At 65.6% G+C, this 17398-nt stretch carries 18 protein-coding genes and 1 other RNA gene; 9 read left to right on the top strand and 10 right to left on the bottom strand.

The genetic code is table 11. The annotated features are described in order from the left end of the window. Nucleotide 1: 1 nt before the first annotated feature. On the bottom strand, nucleotides 2–484 hold the full coding sequence (locus tag BMX99_RS08520; RefSeq protein WP_093450079.1) for a GNAT family N-acetyltransferase: 483 nt from the start codon (nucleotides 482–484) through the stop codon (nucleotides 2–4). A gap of 83 nt (nucleotides 485–567) precedes the next feature. Beyond that, a complete protein-coding gene (gene rpsU, locus BMX99_RS08515) occupies nucleotides 568–774 on the bottom strand; it encodes a 30S ribosomal protein S21 (protein WP_009806335.1) in 207 nt (68 codons plus the stop codon). A 104-nt stretch (nucleotides 775–878) separates the two neighbouring features. Between rpsU and BMX99_RS08510 the strand changes: the two genes are divergently transcribed. After that, a complete protein-coding gene (locus tag BMX99_RS08510) occupies nucleotides 879–1547 on the top strand; it encodes a COQ9 family protein (protein ID WP_315855952.1) in 669 nt (222 codons plus the stop codon). A gap of 118 nt (nucleotides 1548–1665) precedes the next feature. Beyond that, nucleotides 1666–2646: an NAD(P)H-quinone oxidoreductase gene (locus BMX99_RS08505; protein ID WP_170848684.1), complete on the top strand. Its 981-nt coding sequence runs from the start codon at nucleotides 1666–1668 to the stop codon at nucleotides 2644–2646. 153 nt (nucleotides 2647–2799) lie between these two features. On the opposite strand, the gene BMX99_RS08500 is transcribed toward BMX99_RS08505, so the two are convergent. Then, nucleotides 2800–3453: a ribonuclease T2 family protein gene (locus tag BMX99_RS08500; RefSeq protein WP_093450073.1), complete on the bottom strand. Its 654-nt coding sequence runs from the start codon at nucleotides 3451–3453 to the stop codon at nucleotides 2800–2802. A gap of 145 nt (nucleotides 3454–3598) precedes the next feature. On the opposite strand from BMX99_RS08500, the gene BMX99_RS08495 reads away from it, so the two are divergent. Both BMX99_RS08495 and BMX99_RS08490 read left to right on the top strand, forming a co-directional pair. Continuing rightward, complete coding sequence (locus tag BMX99_RS08495; protein WP_093450070.1) at nucleotides 3599–4351, top strand: DUF1013 domain-containing protein; 753 nt, start codon at nucleotides 3599–3601, stop codon at nucleotides 4349–4351. A gap of 190 nt (nucleotides 4352–4541) precedes the next feature. Further along, the gene (locus tag BMX99_RS08490) at nucleotides 4542–5678 is read left to right on the top strand and encodes an NAD(P)/FAD-dependent oxidoreductase (protein ID WP_093450067.1); all 1137 of its coding nucleotides are present in this window, start codon (nucleotides 4542–4544) and stop codon (nucleotides 5676–5678) included. A 226-nt stretch (nucleotides 5679–5904) separates the two neighbouring features. Here the strand turns inward: BMX99_RS08490 and recR are convergent, their stop codons facing one another. The 3 genes from recR to BMX99_RS08475 all read right to left on the bottom strand — a co-directional run bounded on the left by recR (nucleotide 5905) and on the right by BMX99_RS08475 (nucleotide 8697). Continuing rightward, nucleotides 5905–6498, bottom strand: a complete 594-nt coding sequence (gene recR, locus BMX99_RS08485) for a recombination mediator RecR (protein WP_093450064.1) — start codon at nucleotides 6496–6498, stop codon at nucleotides 5905–5907. 13 nt (nucleotides 6499–6511) lie between these two features. Next, entirely contained in the window at nucleotides 6512–6856 is a 345-nt protein-coding gene (locus BMX99_RS08480) for a YbaB/EbfC family nucleoid-associated protein (protein ID WP_093450061.1), read from the bottom strand. Nucleotides 6857–6927: 71 nt separating this feature from the next. Then, on the bottom strand, nucleotides 6928–8697 hold the full coding sequence (locus BMX99_RS08475; RefSeq protein ID WP_093450058.1) for a DNA polymerase III subunit gamma/tau: 1770 nt from the start codon (nucleotides 8695–8697) through the stop codon (nucleotides 6928–6930). Between the two features lie 300 nt (nucleotides 8698–8997). Here BMX99_RS08475 and ypfJ point away from each other — a divergent pair, with 300 nt between their 5' ends. After that, entirely contained in the window at nucleotides 8998–9840 is an 843-nt protein-coding gene (ypfJ, locus tag BMX99_RS08470; RefSeq protein ID WP_093450055.1) for a KPN_02809 family neutral zinc metallopeptidase, read from the top strand. Between the two features lie 8 nt (nucleotides 9841–9848). After that, on the top strand, nucleotides 9849–10142 hold the full coding sequence (locus BMX99_RS08465; RefSeq protein ID WP_139199468.1) for a hypothetical protein: 294 nt from the start codon (nucleotides 9849–9851) through the stop codon (nucleotides 10140–10142). 46 nt (nucleotides 10143–10188) lie between these two features. Here BMX99_RS08465 and ffs read toward each other — a convergent pair. Then, nucleotides 10189–10285, bottom strand: an RNA gene (ffs, locus tag BMX99_RS08460) — signal recognition particle sRNA small type. A gap of 191 nt (nucleotides 10286–10476) precedes the next feature. Next, nucleotides 10477–12873, bottom strand: coding sequence for a phenylalanine--tRNA ligase subunit beta (pheT, locus tag BMX99_RS08455; protein ID WP_093450048.1), 2397 nt, complete (start codon nucleotides 12871–12873; stop codon nucleotides 10477–10479). Between the two features lie 394 nt (nucleotides 12874–13267). On the opposite strand from pheT, the gene BMX99_RS08450 reads away from it, so the two are divergent. Next, nucleotides 13268–13789, top strand: a complete 522-nt coding sequence (locus BMX99_RS08450; RefSeq protein ID WP_139199466.1) for a VPLPA-CTERM sorting domain-containing protein — start codon at nucleotides 13268–13270, stop codon at nucleotides 13787–13789. A gap of 89 nt (nucleotides 13790–13878) precedes the next feature. Here the strand turns inward: BMX99_RS08450 and BMX99_RS08445 are convergent, their stop codons facing one another. Then, entirely contained in the window at nucleotides 13879–14160 is a 282-nt protein-coding gene (locus BMX99_RS08445; protein ID WP_093450043.1) for a YrhK family protein, read from the bottom strand. 121 nt (nucleotides 14161–14281) lie between these two features. Further along, a complete protein-coding gene (gene pheS, locus BMX99_RS08440; RefSeq protein WP_093450041.1) occupies nucleotides 14282–15346 on the bottom strand; it encodes a phenylalanine--tRNA ligase subunit alpha in 1065 nt (354 codons plus the stop codon). 274 nt (nucleotides 15347–15620) lie between these two features. On the opposite strand from pheS, the gene BMX99_RS08435 reads away from it, so the two are divergent. Together BMX99_RS08435 and BMX99_RS08430 are read left to right on the top strand one after the other, a co-directional pair. Continuing rightward, nucleotides 15621–15884 (top strand): hypothetical protein, encoded by a 264-nt coding sequence (locus BMX99_RS08435; RefSeq protein WP_093450038.1) that lies wholly within the window; start codon nucleotides 15621–15623, stop codon nucleotides 15882–15884. 183 nt (nucleotides 15885–16067) lie between these two features. Further along, nucleotides 16068–17345, top strand: coding sequence for a hypothetical protein (locus BMX99_RS08430; RefSeq protein WP_093450036.1), 1278 nt, complete (start codon nucleotides 16068–16070; stop codon nucleotides 17343–17345). The last annotated feature ends 53 nt before the right edge of the window (nucleotides 17346–17398 follow it).

The following is a 17398-nucleotide window of genomic DNA, read 5'->3' as shown; positions in this document are numbered from 1 at the left end:
CTCACCCCGAGGGCGTCATCAACCGGAACCGCCGGAAGCGCGTGCCCTCGATCACGCTCTCGCCCTCTTCGACCGCCCCGATCCGGCGCAGCGCCGCCAGCCGCATCCGTGACGGCGGCAAAAGGAACGTGACCGACGGAATACGCGGATCCGCCCGGGCAAAATCCAGCGCCTTGGCGGTCACCGCCATGCCGCGCCCGAAGGCATCGGGCCGCAGAACCAGCCCGAAATCCCAATCCTCGCCTTCCTTCTGGAACCCGCCCCAGCCGATATAGCGCCCATCCTCGAAGATCGCCCAATGGCCCAGGCCGTCGCGGTCCCAGCAGGCCACTTTCGTGGCGACGAATGCGGCGCAGACCTCATCGGTCCAGACCATACCGGCCAGCGGCATATGCGCCACCGTCACCGGATCGGACATATGGGCGATGATCTGGTCCTTCGGAACATCGCTTAACCGCCCGAAACTCACTCCTGCCTGATCCATCGCCCCCCCTAAAACCTTAAATAAAAAAACAAACCCCCGGGGCCGGGCCACGGGGGTTTAGAACTTTCGTTCGTCGAAAAGGCTTACAGAAGACCTTCGCGTTGCGCTTTTTTGCGTGCCAGCTTGCGGGCACGGCGGATCGCTTCGGCTTTCTCGCGCGCTTTCTTGACAGACGGCTTCTCGAAATGTTGCTTGAGCTTCATTTCGCGGAAAACGCCTTCGCGCTGCAGCTTTTTCTTCAGGGCACGGAGCGCCTGATCGACATTGTTGTCGCGAACACTAACCTGCATGTGGTTGTCACCACCTTCCTAAGTTAAAGTTTGCATAAGTTGCAGGAGGTGGCCGTATAGTCCCTTTTGCCCTATCTGTCCAGTATGCAACCGCAAGCGAGGCCATGATGACCGAAACCGAAGACAGACTGATCGACGCCATCCTGGGCCACGTCGTCTTTGACGGCTGGTCCGACACCTCTTTTGACGCGGCCGTGGCAGAGACCGGCGTCGATCCGGTGGTGGCCCGGGGGCTGTTTCCCCGCGGCGCACGCGACCTGGCCCGCGCCTGGCACGACCGGGGCGATGACCGCATGGTGGCGGCGATGGAGGCCGCCGACCTGAGCGATCTGCGCTATAGCGAGAAGGTCGCGCAGGCGGTCTGGCTGCGGATCGAAGCCATCGACGACAAAGAGGCGCTGCGCCGCGCCATGGTGCAGAACGTGCTGCCGCTGAACGCGCCCGACGGGGCCCGGATGTTGTGGCAGACGGCCGACCGGATCTGGACCCTGCTCGGCGACAGCTCGGACGATTACAACTGGTACACCAAGCGCATGACCCTGTCGGGCGTGATCGGATCCACCCTGCTGTTCTGGCTGGGCGATGACACGCCGGACGCCAGCGCGACGCGCGATTTCCTGGACCGGCGAATCGAGAACGTGATGCAGTTCGAGAAACTGAAATCCCGCGTCACCACCGGCCCGCTCGGCCGGGCCCTGAACGCCCCCGGCTCGCTTCTGTCGATGATCCGCCCGCCCCGCCCCCGCGACGACCTGCCGGGCCGGTCGCACTGATCGTGCGCGCCTTCGGGCCACCCACACGAACCCGCCTTTGCCCTCCGGCGCCCTGCCGCCGGATGGACATTCCCTGCCGTGCCAGAAATAGTCGCCCCAAAGAACCGGAGGAGACATCATGCCCGACATGCGCGCCATTGAAATCACCCAACCCGGCGGGCCCGACGTCCTGCAGCCGACCACTCGCCCCCGGCCCGAGCCGCGCGCCGGACAGGTGGTGCTGAAGGTCGCCTATGCCGGCGTGAACCGCCCCGATGCGCTGCAGCGTGCGGGCAACTACAACCCGCCAAAGGATGCCTCGGATCTGCCCGGCCTCGAAGCCTCGGGCGAGGTCGTGGCCGTGGGCGAAGGCGTCGCCTGGCCCAGGGTGGGCGACCAGGTCTGCGCCCTGCTGCCCGGCGGCGGCTATGCGGAATACGTCGCGACCCCGGCCGCGCATTGCCTGCCCGTCCCCGCGGGCCTGTCGCTGAAACAGGCCGCCTGCCTGCCGGAAACCTATTACACCGTCTGGACCAACGTCTTCATGCGCGGCGGCCTCAAGGCCGGAGAGAAGTTCCTCGTGCACGGCGGATCCTCGGGCATCGGCACGACGGCGATTCAGCTGGCCCGCGCCATGGGGGCCCGCGTCTTCGCCACCGCCGGCAATGACGCGAAATGCGCCACCTGCCTCGAACTCGGGGCCGAACGCGCCATCAACTACCGCGAAGAGGATTTCGTCGAGGTGCTGAAAGCCGAAGGCGGCGCGGACCTGATCCTCGACATGGTGGGCGGCAGCTATATCCCGCGCGACGTCTCGGCCCTGGCCGATGACGGACGGCTGGTCTTCATCGCCTTCCTTGGCGGCCCCAAGGCGGAGCTGAACTTCGCCCAGGTCATGGTGCGCCGTCTGACGATCACCGGATCGACCCTGCGCCCGCAGTCCGATGCCGCCAAGGCCGAGATCGCAGCCCAGTTGCGCGACCACGTCTGGCCCCTGCTCGACGCCGGCCGCATCGCCCCGGTGATGGACAGCGAATTCCCCCTGGATCAGGCCAGCAAGGCCCACGCCCGGATGGAAACCTCCGAACATATCGGCAAGATCGTCCTCAAGGTCTCCTGACCCTCATCCCCCGGGAAAACCGCCCCCCTCTTTGGTTTTCCCAAATATCCCGGGTGAATGCGGCATTCCCCGAATGCCGCAGAGGGCAGCGCCCTCACTCGGGCCCTTCAGGGCCCGAGCCGCAGCGCCCGCCACAGCCCCCTCACCAAACCCTCAGCGCAGCTTTTCCAACAGCGCATCCTGCGCCCGGCAGTCGCGGATCACATCCGCGCCGCAGCGGCGTGGCTTCAGCTGCATATCAAGGCAGATCCGTGCCTCCTGGATGCGGCCATCGCGGCAGGTGATGGTGATCTGATCCGCCTCCAGCCCCGGGTTGACCTCCAGGAAGGCCTGCTCCACAACCCTGGCCGGCAACGTCACGTCCCGCCCCAGCCCGCGCAGCACCTCTGGCCTTTCGATCCGCTCATAGGCCAGCCGCATCAGACCGTAGTATTGCGCCGCCTCGACGCCCACGCAGGTGCCGTGTTTCTTCCACTGATGCCAGGCCGCGCCCGGCGTGCCCATGATATCCGCCATCTCTGCGGTCATGCCCCGGCTCGGCGCGCGCACCGCCGTCGGACAATAAGCCGGCCAGCCGCGTTCATACTGCGGCCAAAGCCCGTGCATCACCCAGCCGAACCCGGTGCCCGCATCGCATTGAGGCGACTTCCGCGCATCGCCTTCCAGCGCGCACCAGCTGGGCGACCAGCTCAGCGACATCACGAAATAATCAAAATCCCCCGGCCGCTCTCCATCCGCGGCCACCGGAGCCACCCCCAGGGCGCAGGCGAAACAGGCGGCAAAAAGCATCCCCAAAAGGCGTCGCATCATTCTCTCTTTCAAAACGGTCCCGCATCGACTATATCGCCCCCAAGTTCCCCTACAACGGAAACCCGCACCGCAAGGTGCCGCCTGTCCCGGCAGGCGACGGACTTTCTGTATCCGGGCCCGACACGAAGTAAGGAGTTTCAAGATGGGCAAACCGATCATGGCCAAGGCCACCGCCGTCTGGCTGGTGGACAACACGACCCTGACCTTCAAGCAGATCGCCGATTTCACCGAGATGCATGAACTGGAAGTCCAGGGCATTGCCGATGGCGATGTCGCCGCCGGCGTGAAGGGCTTCGACCCCGTCGCCAACAACCAGTTGACCCAGGACGAGATCGACAAGGCCGAGGCCGATCCCCTGCGCAAGCTGAAGCTGAAATTCAACCCCGCCGCCGTCGGCGAGGAAAAGCGCCGTGGCCCGCGCTACACCCCGCTGTCCAAGCGTCAGGACCGCCCGAACTCGATCCTCTGGCTGGTGAAATTCCACCCCGAACTGTCGGACGGCCAGATCTCGAAACTGGTCGGCACCACCAAGCCGACGATTCAGTCGATCCGCGAACGGACCCACTGGAACATCGCCAACATGCAGCCGATCGACCCGGTCGCCCTGGGCCTGTGCAAACAGTCCGAACTGGACGCCGCCGTGCAGAAGGCCGCCGCCAAGAAGGCCGCCGAGGGCGAGGCGATGTCGGACGACGACCGCCGCAAGCTGCTCTCGACCGAGCAGTCGCTGGAAATGGAGACCGAGCCGCGCATCCCGACCGCCATCGAGGGTCTGGAGACCTTCTCGCTCTCGGATGACGACGACAGCGATGACGACAAGACCGACACGCTGGTCGATGCCGACAGCTTCTTCAACCTGCCCGGCGACAGCGACGACGAAGACGAACAGCCCTGATCGGGCGCGATCCCGGCCCCTGTCGGCACGCACCGCGCGCCCGGCCCAAGGATCGCACCCCCCGGGAAAATCGCAAAGGCGCGGGACATCCTCCCGCGCCTTTTCTTTTGCCCCGCCGCCCGGCATCTTGCCCCGACAACCAGACAGCCACCTGACCAACGCCAGCCAGCCAGCGCAACGGAGCCTAACCATGAAATACGCCGTGATCGGCGCCGGTCTCATCGGCTCGGCCGCCGCCCGCCACCTGGCCCTGATGGGCCATGACACCACGCTGATCGGCCCCGGCGAACCCGTCGACCGCGCCACCCATGACGGCCCCTTTGCCTCGCACTACGACGAAGGCCGCATCACCCGAGGCCTCGATCCCTCGCCCTTCTGGTCGCGCGCCTCCCGCGCCTCGATCGCACGCTACCGCGGGATCGAGGACGCCACCGGCATCCGCTTCTACAGCCCTGTCGGCTGCATGATGGCCGGGCCATCGGACAGCGCCCAGGCCGCCGAAATGCAGGCGATCGCCGCCCGCGACGGCATCCCCTGCCAGGCCCTGACGGGCGACGCCCTGCACAACAGGTTCCCCTATTTCGCCTTCCCCGATGACATGCTCGGCCTCTACGAGGATACCGATGCCGGCCATATCTCACCGCGCGCCCTGACCCGCGCCCAGATCGCCTATGCCCTGGCCCTGGGCGCGCGCCACCTGCCCGTCCAGGTCACCGACCTGAAGGACCATGCCTCGGGCGTCACGCTGACCACCACCGCCGGCAAGCTCGACTTCGACCGCGTGCTCCTGGCCACCGGCGGCTTCTCCCGCGATCTCACAGGCAACGCCCTGCCGCTCACCGTCTATGGCCGCACCGTCACCCTCTTCGAGGTCTCAGAAGCCGAGGCCGCGCGCCTCACCGGCATGCCCGCTTTGATCTACCTCGACCCGCCCGAAAACCACCCTTACCTGCTGCCCGCGATCCGCTATCCCGACGGGAAATATTACCTCAAGATGGGCGGCCCGAGTGACGACCCCGTGCTGGAGACCGAGGCCCAGATCACCGACTGGTTCCGCTCTTCCGGCGATGCCGCCGCCGGCACCCGGATCGAGGCGATGCTGCGCGCCCGCATGCCCGACCTGCAGATCCTCTCAACCTCCACCCTGCCCTGCGTCACCACCTATACACCCGACGAACGCCCCGCGCTCACCACTCTCTCTCCGCGTGTCTTCACCGCCATCGGCGGCTGTGGTCGCGGTGCCAAGAACTCGGACGAATTGGGCCGCCTCGGCGCCCTGCTCGCCACCGGCGCGCGCCTGCCGGACTGGGCCACCACCCCGGACTGACCCCGCCCCTCTTTGGTTTTCAAAAATATCCCGGGTGAATGCGACATTCCCCGAATGTCGCAGAGGGCAGCGCCCTCACTCGGGCCTCTGGCCCGAAAACAAAAAAGGGCCGTTGCGGCCCAGTTCATATTAAAATGCAAAATAAAATCGTGTGCGCGCGCCCCGCGCGCTCGTCTGGATCCCGCCGGCGACACTGGCTCTCCGCCACTGCCCGACCACAGCCCAATCACAGATCCTTGCGCGCCCGCAGCGCTGCCGTGATCGTGCCGTCGTCCAGGTAATCCAGCTCTCCGCCGATCGGCACCCCCTGCGCAAGCGAGGTCAGGCGCACCCGCCCCTCCAGCTGGTCGGCAATGTAATGCGCGGTCGTCTGGCCATCCACCGTGGCATTCAGCGCCAGGATCACCTCCGACACCGCCTCGTCCTGAACCCTTTGGATCAGCTTCGGGATCCGCAGCTCATCCGGCCCGACCGCATCCAGCGCCGAAAGCGTCCCACCCAGCACGTGATAGCGGCCACGGAACACGCCGGAACGTTCCAGCGCCCAAAGATCCGCCACATCCTCGACCACGCAGATCTCGCCGGTGGCGCGCTTTTCATTGGCACAGATGTCGCAGATCGTCGAGGATCCGATATTGCCGCATTCCACGCAGTCCCGCACGCTGGCCCCGACGTGGTGCATCAGGTCCGCCAGCGGGATCAGCATCAATTCCTTCTTGCGGATCATCTGCAGTACGGCGCGCCGCGCCGACCGGGGGCCAAGCCCCGGCAGACGCGCCATCATCTCGATCAGCGCCTCGATATCGCCGCTGCTGCTCACCGCCGGGATAGCCTCAGAAGGGCATCTTGAAGTCGGCCGGAAGGCCTAGGCCCTCGGTCAGCTTGGCCATCTCGGCCTGATTGGCGGCCTGCGCCTTCTGCTGCGCATCCTTGATCGCGGCCAGGATCAGATCCTCGACCACTTCCTTTTCGTCGGGGTTGAAGATCGACGGATCGATGTCCAGGCCCTTCAGCTCGCCCTTGTAGGTGGCGGTCGCCTTGACCAGCCCGGCACCGGACTGGCCTTCAACCGTCATACGATCCATTTCTTCCTGCAGCGCGACGACCTTGGTCTGAAGCTCCTGTGCGGATTTCAGCATCTTCGCCATGTCGCCCATCTGGCCCAAGCCCTTGAACATCTTCTACTCCTGTCGTTCGTGAAACTCTGTCGGTTGCCTCATGGCACCCGGGGATTGATCGCGGGATCCGGTCAGTCTTCCTCGAAGGGATCCCATTCGTCCTCGACCTCGGCCAGCGCGTCGGTTGCGGCGGCGGCGGCCACGTCCTCGGCCGTGCGGATGGTCTTGATCTTCGCTTTTGGAAAGGCCGCCACGACCGCCTGCACCAGCGGATGCGCCGCGGCCTCGGCCTTCAGCGCCAGCTCTTTCGCGTCGCGCTTTTCCGCAATGGTTTCCGCCCCGCCGTCATTGGCGACGATCACGGCCCAGCGGTTGCCGGTCCAGGCCTGCAACTGCTGCCCCAGCTTCTGCGCCAGATCGCGCGGCGCGGTCTCGGTCGGCACGAACTCGATCCGGCCGGGGCGATAGCTGACCAGCCGCAGGTTGTTCTCGACCTCGACCAGCAGGACCCCGTCGCGCTTGGTGCGGATCAGCTCGACCACATGTTCGAAGGTGGGATAGCGCGCCAGCGCCTGATCCACATCCTCGGCCAGCTGGGCCACGGTGCCATGCACCCGCCCGCCACCACCGGGCGCGGGCCCGCCAATGGCAGATGTCGCCCCCCCGGCGGGACCATGCCCGCCGCCTTGGCCCACGGGCACACCTCCGCCCGACGGCCCCGAGGGCAACGGCGGCGGGCTCTGATCCTTCAGCTTGCGCACCAGTTCCTCGGGCGAGGGAAGCTCGGCCACATGGGTCAGACGGATCACCGCCATCTCGGCGGCCATCATGGCGTTTGGTGCGGCGGCGACCTCTTCCAGCGCCTTCAGCAGCATCTGCCACATCCGCGTCAGCGCCCGCATCGGCAGGGTTTCCGCCAGCGTCATGCCCCGGGCGCGTTCGTCCGGAGCGATCGTGGGATCCTCGGCCGCGACGGGCGTGATCTTCACCACGGAAATCCAATGGGTGATCTCGGCCAGATCGCGCAGCACCGCCATCGGGTCGGCCCCGTCGGCATATTGCGCCCCCAGCTCTCCGATGGCCCCGGCGGCATCGCCGCGCATCACCATCTCGAACAGGTCCATCACCCGGCCGCGATCCGCCAGCCCCAGCATGGCGCGCACCTGTTCGGCCGTGGTTTCCCCGGCTCCGTGCGAAATCGCCTGGTCCAGCAGGGACGTCGCATCCCGGGCCGAACCCTCCGCCGCCCGCGTGATCAGGAACAGCGCATCCTCGGCGATCTCGGCCCCTTCGGCATCGGCGATCTTGCGCAGCAGCTTGATCATCACCTCGGGCTCGATCCGGCGCAGGTCGAAGCGCTGACAACGCGACAGCACCGTCACCGGGACCTTGCGGATCTCGGTCGTAGCAAAGATGAACTTCACATGCGCGGGCGGTTCCTCAAGCGTCTTCAGCAGCGCGTTAAAGGCGCTGGTCGACAGCATGTGGACCTCATCGATGATGTAGATCTTATACCGGGCCGAGGCCGCCCGGTAATGCACCGAATCGATGATCTCGCGGATATCGTTGACGGATGTGTTGGATGCCGCGTCCATCTCCATCACGTCGACATGGCGGCCTTCCATGATCGCCACGCAATGTTCGCATTGCCCGCAGGGATCGGTGGTCGGCCCGCCGTTGCCGTCCGGCCCGATGCAGTTCATCCCCTTGGCGATGATCCGCGCCGTGGTGGTCTTGCCGGTGCCCCGGATGCCGGTCATCACGAAGGCCTGGGCGATCCGGTCCGCGGCAAAGGCGTTGCGCAGGGTGCGCACCATGGCCTCCTGCCCGACCAGGTCGGCAAAGGTTTCGGGCCGGTACTTCCGGGCCAGCACTTGATAGGCGGGTTTTGCGTCGCTCATGGGGCCTCTTTTCCTTCGCCCCAATCTAGGCATGCCACGGCCCGAGGTCCAGCGCCCACGGCAGGACAATTGCCCCGGCCTGCGCCCTTCCGCCCCGGTCGATCCGCCCCCCCGGATCCGAACCCCGGCCGGGGGCACCGCCCGCACCGCAGGCGACAGACCCGCATGAAACCGCCCCGCACCGCCCTCGGAACACATCGCATTTGCCCGATGCTGCGCCTGCGCTATAGTCTTTCGGGTAGCTCTCGGGTCTGCAGAACGCGCGCCCGATGAGACGGTCACCTAGGTAAGAGGGTTCCCATGCGTCTGCGCGGCATCCGGCGAAGCAGCAATATCGAAGACCGCCGCCGCACCTCCGGCCGGGGCGGTGCCGTGGGCGGGCTTGGCATCGGCGGCGTTCTGCTGGTCCTGGCCATCGGCTATTTCACCGGCATCGACGTCACGCCGCTTCTGAACGGCGCGCCCACGTCCTCCTCCTCCACCCCGCGCGAGCTTAGCGCGCAGGAACAGCAGGCCGGGGCCTTCACCGCCTCGGTCCTCGCCACGACCGAAGACGTCTGGGCCGACATCTTCCCCGCCCAGGTCGGCCGTGACTACCGCCCCCCGGTTCTCGTGCTCTTCTCCAGCCAGACGGCCAGCCCCTGCGGCGGAGCCTCCGGCGCGACGGGGCCCTTCTACTGCCCTGCGGACCGCAAGGCCTATCTCGACACGGAATTCTTCGCGACCCTGGAACAGCGCCTGGGTGCGCGGGGCGATTTCGCCGCCGCCTATGTGGTCGCCCATGAGGTCGCGCACCACGTGCAGAACGAACTCGGCATCCTGGGCCAGGTGCACCAGGCGCGGCAATCCTCCAGCCAGGCCCGGGCAAATGCCCTGACCGTGCGGCTGGAACTCCAGGCCGACTGCCTCTCGGGTGTCTGGGCCTCCCAGGTCGACGGTCTGCTGGATCCCGGCGATATCGAAGAAGCCCTGAACGCCGCCCGCATGATCGGCGACGACCACCTGCAACGCCAGGCCGGCCGCGTGCCGCAACCCCATACCTTCACCCATGGCACCTCGGAACAGCGGGCGCGCTGGTTCGCCACCGGCTACAACTCCGGCCGGATCGCCGCCTGCGACACCTTCTCGACCGATCGGCTCTGACCGTGATGATGACCCGCAAGACCACGCTCTGGCTTTTCCTCGGTCTCTGGATCCTGCTCTACGCACTGTCCGTCGTTGTCCCGATGAACATGGCCCCCACGGGCGACGGCTTCACCCGCGGCGCGGATCGCGTGCTGACTTTCCTGTCGCTGCAATTCGCGGCCAGCCTGATGGCCTTCCTGATCCTGCTGGTGCGTCCCCGGCGCGGCCCGCTCTCGGGGCTCTCGCTCTTGCCGGTGGCCCTGTGCGGGGCCCTGGTGCTGGGCCTCGCCGGCGTGATCGCCTTTGCCATGCTGACCTGAACAGGCCTGCCTGACCTTTCAGGCATACGACACAGTAAGGGGATGGGGTGAGAGGCTGGACAACGACCCAAGCGGGGCTCGTTACGGCTGCTTCCTTCCGGATCTGACCGGGTTGGCGAGGCGCTCGCCCGCGCCAACCTCTCACCGGGCTACCTAATCCCCGCAAGTCCGGATTTCAAGCCCCAGAAACACACGGCCGACACGCAGCGCCAGAAACGCGCGCACCTCTCCCCCTCTTTGGTTTTCCCAAATATCCCCGCCGGAGGCACCGCCCTCCCCCATGGGGGAGGGCAAATAGATACCTTGCGCGCGCCGCGGCGCGCGCTCCGCCGGATCAGCCGCGCAGCACGCCGCCTGTGGCCTTGGAAACCTTCTCGACCACCTTGCCGGCGATGCCTTCGATCTCGGCTTCCTTCAGGGTCTTGTCCTTGGGCTGGATCGTCACCGTGACGGCAATGGATTTCTTGCCCTCGCCAAGCGAGCCGCCGATGAATTCGTCAAAGACGCGCACATCCGCGATCATCGCCTTGTCGGCACCGGCGGCGGCATTGACCAGCGTCAGCGCCTCGACCTGCGCATCGACGACAAAGGCGAAATCACGCTCGACCGGCTGAAGATCCAGGATCTCGACCGCGCCGCGCGACCCGCTCGCATTGCGCGGCTGCGGCACTTCACCCGGGAAGATCGTGAAGCCCACGACCGGGCCCTTCACATCCATGTCGCGCAGCACCTTGGGGTGCAGTTCGCCAAAGACGCCCAGCACCTTCTTGGGACCAAGGCAGATCACGCCGTGACGGCCCGGATGCCACCAGGTGTCGCCGCTGCGCATGATCTGCACTTTCGCCGGGGCCCCGATCGACGCCAGAAGCGCCTCGATATCCGCCTTCGCATCATACAGATCCACACCGCGCGACGCGCCATGCACGTCCTTGGGCCCGGTGCGGCCCACAAGGATCCCGGCCACGGCCTCGGATTGATCCGTCGGTTCACCGCCGCTCCAGGTGGCGCCGACTTCGAACAGCGCCATGTCGCTCATCCCGCGCGCCTGGTTGCGTGCCGCCGCCTGCAGAAGGCCCGGCAGCAGCGAGGGGCGCATGTGGCTCATCTCCTGGCTGATCGGGTTCGCCACCATCGAGGCATCAGACCCGCCGCCAAACAACGTGGCCGAGGCCTGGTCGATGAAGGAATAGGTCACGCATTCATTGTAACCCAGGGCCGCCGCCGTGCGCCGCAGCACCTGTTCGCGCTTCTGCTGCACGGTCAGAACCGGGGCGGGAACGCCGGTCGACGGCCGCGCCAGCGGCTTGGCTTCCAGCTTGGTCAACGACGCCATGCGCGCCACTTCCTCGACCAGATCGGCCTCGCCCAGAACATCGGGGCGCCAGGACGGCACATGCGCCATGTCGCCTTCCATGACAAACCCCAGACGCTCCAGCGTGGCGCGCTGCTCATCCGCCGGAATATCCATCCCGACCAGCGAAGAACAGCGTGCCGTATCAAGGCGATAGGCGCGCGACACGTCCGGCACCTCGCCCGCGATCACCACGTCCGACACCTCGCCGCCGCACAGCTCGACGATCAGGGCACAGGCCCGGTCCAGTCCTTCCATGTTGAAGCCCGGGTCGATGCCGCGTTCGTTGCGATAGCGCGCGTCGGAATTGATCTTCAGCCCGCGCCCGCCATGGGCGATCGACACGAAATCCCAGAAAGCGGCCTCGACGAAGACATCCGTGGTGTCCATCTGACAGCCGGTTTCCAACCCGCCCATGATGCCGCCGATGCTTTCGACACCTTTGTCGTCGGAAATCACCAGCGTGCCTTCGGGGACGATATAATCCTTTTCGTCCAGACCCTTGAAGGCCTCGCCCCCGGCGGCGCGCTGCACCACCAGGTCGCCCGACACCCGGTTCGCATCGAAAACGTGCAGCGGGCGGTTCAGGTCATGGGTGAACAGGTTCGTGACATCCACCAAGGCCGAGATCGGACGCAGTCCGATGGCGTTCAGCTTGGTCTGCAGCCACTCGGGCGAGGGCGCGTTCTTCACGCCACGGATCAGCCGGCCGGCAAAGACGTGACACCCGTCCTTGGCGCTCTCGGCAATCGTCACCTTGACCGGGCAGTCGCCGCCGGCGCTCAGGGTGTAGTCGGGCATGGGCTTCAGCGTGCCAAGGCCCCGCGCCGCCAGATCCCGCGCCACGCCCCGCACCCCAAGCGCGTCGGGCCGGTTCGGGGTGATGGCGATCTCGATCACCGGGTCCACGGCCTGAGGCCGGTTCTGCGCCAGCCAATGGGCGAATTCCTCACCGATCTCGCCCGAAGGCAGCTCGATAATACCGTCATGTTCGTCCGACAGCTCCAGCTCGCGCTCCGACGCCATCATGCCGTGGCTTTCCACGCCGCGGATCTTGCCGACGGAAATGGTGATATCCAGCCCCGGAATATACATGCCCGGCTTGGCCAGCACGACGGTGATGCCTTCGCGCGCGTTCGGCGCACCGCAGACGATCTGCTTTTCGCCCTCGTCGGTCTGCACCATGCAGACCCGCAGCTTGTCCGCATCCGGGTGCTGCTGGGCCGAGGTGACCTTGGCGATGGTAAAGCCCTTCAGCTTGGCGGCGGGGTCTTCGACACCTTCCACTTCCAGACCGATGTCGGTCAGTGTTTCCAGGATTTCCTCCAGGGACGCGGTGGTCTCCAGGTGGTCTTTGAGCCAGGACAGGGTGAATTTCATCGCATCCGCCAGTTTGTTGTCGGGTTTGTCGTCAGGATATCGTCAGGGGCCGGTCGCCCGGATGATCAGCCCCGGAGTGTCAAAAAAGCGCGTAAAGCGCAAGGGCGGCGCAATCCCGCCCAGACCCGCGCCGCAATGCGGCAAAGCTGGTGTTGCGCATGCGAATCATGTTGAGATTACATGCAGACATCATGTTTCTCCGGGGCTGTTCCGCGTCATCCTGTCTGGAAATCTGTGGATGATTCCGCCCGATTGTTCGCAGACCGAAAACAGTGCCCGCAAACAAAGGTTAATTAGGTGTTAACAGGGCCTCAACACACGGTTGCCCTTGCTTTGCCCCAATTTTGCTGCAATTTCTTTAGGACCAACGGTCTGATACTGGGAGTATTTAAACATGACCAATTTCCTCAAGACTATGGCACTGGGTGCCGGTCTGGCGTTCGCTGCGACGACCGCTTCGGCCGTCTCCGTGTCCAGCTACGACGCTGACCTCTACATCGGCGATGAAGTTTCGGTTGGCGTTGAAACCGTCGGCTACGAATCCTTCGGCAACACTGCTGTTTCGTTCAACGTGATGCAGGAGTCCCGCGTTTTCGGTTCCTTCACCGTGAACCCCTACAACATGAACCCGCAGTCGCCTGACTACGTCACCATCGAATACAGCTTCGAAGGTGGTCCGCTGATGAACATCGACCTGACCGGCGCACCCGCGAACAACCCGGTTCTGGCCTTTGCTTTCGGCAACGAAGTCTTCACCCCCGGCGTGCTGACGTTCTACATCAACGGCGTTTCCGGTAAAGGTGGCGGCACCGTCGACATCGACCTGACCGTCTCCGCAGTTCCCGTCGCCCCCGCTGGCGTCATGCTGCTGTCCGGTCTGGGCGCACTGGTGGCTCGCCGCCGCAAGAAATCCTGATCGGATTTCTTGAATTCCCCACAGTATCGTTAAAAGGCCCGCAAGGGCCTTTTTTCATGCCCGGACATGCTTCATGTCCGATGCCGATGTTAGTCCTCCAGACGCTCGGCCAGATCCGCGTAATCCCCCATCCGATACAGCCGCACCTCGCGCAGCAGCCGCAGGGTTGGCTTGGCTGCGAACAGCACCGACCCCACGACGAACAGCCAGGTCGCCGGGGTCATCAGGCTTTCACGGAAGAACAGGGTCGACCCGACTAGGAAACACAGAGCCGCGCTAAAATCCACGAAGGTGTACAGCAGCTCGAACCTTGCATAGAGATCCCGGCTGGCCTTGGACCTTTGCCGTTGCGCGTGTTGAAACAATTTCATCGGGGGCTCCTTTCGCGATCTGGGGTCCGGGGGCGGACACCCCACAGCTAGGCCCGCAAAAGGAAAAGCCCAGCCACACAGATGCGTGGCCGGGCCGTAAGACAAGACATCAGGTCTGGGATCAGATGCCGCCGCGGATCGTCGGCACCTGCAGCGCGCTGAAGCCATAGTGGCGCAGCCAGCGCAGATCGCTGTCGAAGAAGGCGCGCAGATCGGGGATGCCGTATTTCAGCATCGCGATCCGGTCGATCCCCATGCCAAAGGCAAAGCCCTGCCATTGCTCGGGGTCGACACCGGCGGCCGCCAGCACCTTGGGATGGACCATGCCGGACCCCAGCACCTCGAGCCAGTCGTCGCCCTCGCCCACCTTCACGGTGCCACCTTCCCAGGAACACTGGATGTCGACCTCGGCCGAGGGTTCGGTGAAGGGGAAGTGCGAGGCGCGGAACCGGGTCTTCACGCTGCGCCCGAAATAGGCCGAGAAGAACTCCTCGAGCACCCATTTCAGGTTCGCCATCGAGATATCGCGGTCGATCGCCAGGCCTTCGACCTGGTGGAACATCGGCGTATGGGTCTGGTCATAGTCCGCCCGGTAGACGCGGCCGGGGGAAATCGTGCGGATCGGCGCGCCCTGCGCCTGCATCGACCGGATCTGCACCGGCGACGTATGGGTGCGCAATACGTGCGGCGGGCGATCATCGCCCTCGGCGCGGTGCATATAGAAGGTGTCCATCTCGGCGCGCGCGGGATGGTGCGACGGGATGTTCAGCGCATCAAAGTTGTACCAGTCTTCTTCGATCTGCGGACCTTCCGCGACCGAGAACCCCATGTCGGCGAAGATCGCCGTACATTCTTCCCAGACCTGGCTGATCGGATGCACCGTGCCGACGCGGCGGTCGCGCGCAGGCAGGGTCACGTCCAGCCATTCGGTGCGCAGACGTTCGTCCAGCGCGGCATCGGCCAGTGCCACCTTCTTCGCCGCCAGGGCCGAGTTGATTTCGTCCTTCAGCGCGTTCAGCGCGGGGCCTGCGACCTGGCGTTCCTCGGGGGTCATCTTGCCAAGCTCGCGCATCTTCAGGCTGATTTCGCCCTTCTTGCCGACGGCCTGCACCCGCAGCTCTTCCAGCGCGGTTTCATCCGCGGCCTGGCCGATGGCGTCCAGATACTTGGCTTTCAGATCGTCCATGCGACGCGTCCTTCCATCTCGGGCTTCTTTCCTGGGGGCCGGCACCGGGGCCCACCCCGTCAGCAACCTGCTACCCAGACCTGAGCCAAAGGGCAAGCCGCTGCACGCGCTCTGCCCCATGCGACAGCCCTTAGAAACCACCGAAAATCCGATCAAAGCGGCCATGCGGTGCCACATTCCCGCCCCGCGTCGACCCGGGCCACAGGTCACAACGGGTCAAACGCCGCAGTCAGGCGGCACCTTGACCCCAAACCCGCAAGCAAAGGACAAAGCCATGACGCTTCTGAAAATCGCCCTGATCGCCTCGGCCCTCGGACTGGCCGCGCCCGAAGCCCAGGCCGCCGGGACCTACAAGGCCCCGCAGGTCCCCGCATCGGTCCAGCAGCACGGCAGCCAGTGGATCACCACCGCCGACGGCTGTTCCTATTCCCGCACACAGGCCCCCGGCTATCCGGTGCAATGGGTGCTGATCCTGAACCCGCACCACATCGGCAAGCCGAACGCCCATGCGAAATGCCCGCCGATGCTGGGGGGCTAAGGGCCGGGACGACACCTTTTGCCAGACAGACACGGCCTCGCGGATGCGGGGCCGTTCTGCGCTATTCGGTCCACGGCTAGCGCTGCATTGCACAGCAGCACGCCACAGGCTGCCCCTGAACCTGCCCTAATTTGGCCCGACTCCGCTGGCACAACAGGGGCCACAATTTTCGGGACCAGGCCGATGAGCCATCAGGTAGCACCAGACAAAATCGCGATTCCCTTTCTGCCACGGGCGCTGCGCCCGCTGGCCCGGACCGCCAGTGCCCTGTTCCGCAAATCGCCACCACCCCAGGATCCCGCGCCCCTGCACCGTCGCAGCGGACGGCTGTCCACCGAGAAACTGTCGAACCAGCTAAGCCTGACGGTGCTGACCGGCCACCCGGATCAGAAAGCCCTGCAACCGCACCTGCAACAGGCGGTCGAGGACTGGCGCAACCATGACTGGCGACGCCTGGGCATGCATCTGTTCAGCTTTGACCGGGCGCACAAGGCGCTGCCCTCGGGGGAACGGATCGCCCCGGCCTTGGGCCGCGCGCTGTTCCGGCACCTGGCCGGACCCGCCGCCTGTGCCGCGATGGACCGAGGCCAAAGCCTGGGCATTTCGGACCTGCCCGATGACCTGTTTTCGCCCCTGCTGCGGATCCTGCCGCAGATGCAGATCGACCCGACGCTGCATTTCCTGGCCGCGCAGTTCCACCTGGAAATGGGCTGGGCCCGGCACGGCGACGATTATGCCGACTATGCGCTGGACGAATCCCTGAACTCGGCCGAGGCGCGATTCCGCGCCGCCGGGGCCATCCTGGATCGCATCGCCCCACAGGCCCCGCATTCCGGGTACTTCAGCGAAATCGAATACCGGATTCGCGCCGCCGCCGGCACGACCGAGGAAAACCTGACCCGGGCCGCCTTCCGCTGGTCGATCTGCGACGCCGGATCGCTGGTGCCCTTCGCCACCCACGGGCTGCACCTGCTGCCGCGCTGGTACGGAAGGGAGACATCGCTGGAGGATTACGCATCGGCCTCGTGGATGCGGATGAGCCAGACACTTGGCGCGGCCCCCTATGCTGCCGCCTACCTTTCGGCGCTGGAAAACGACCTGGAGGCCGGGCTGCAGATGGATCGGGCCACCTTCCGTACCGGGCTGATCGACATGATGCAGTGCAGCGACGATCCCGATCTGACCTGCAACGCCATCCTGCGCGTGCTCTGGGAAGCCAGTTCAGACGATTATATCGAGGCCAGCCGCGAAACCCGCGCCCTGCGAGAGCTGCGCCAGCACCTGCGCGCGCTGTTCTGCGATCTGACCCGGGTTGCGCTTGGCCCCGTGATGCCCGACGTCTGGGGCGGCCGCTGGACCGAAGCCAAGATCCTGCACGCCGTGGCCGAGGCCTTTGCCAGGGAAATCGCCGCCGGACGGCATATCGCCATCGGGCTGGAAGGCGCGCAGATCTCGGACTGATCCGGCCCCCGGGGGTCCGCGATCAGGCTTAGGTTCGATCTACGCCACCCTGC

The organism is Pseudooceanicola nitratireducens (assembly GCF_900109195.1).
Taxonomy (GTDB): Bacteria; Pseudomonadota; Alphaproteobacteria; order Rhodobacterales; family Rhodobacteraceae; genus Pseudooceanicola; species Pseudooceanicola nitratireducens.
The sequence above is the reverse complement of the archived record's forward strand: the minus strand, read 5'-3'. Positions and strand labels throughout refer to the sequence as shown.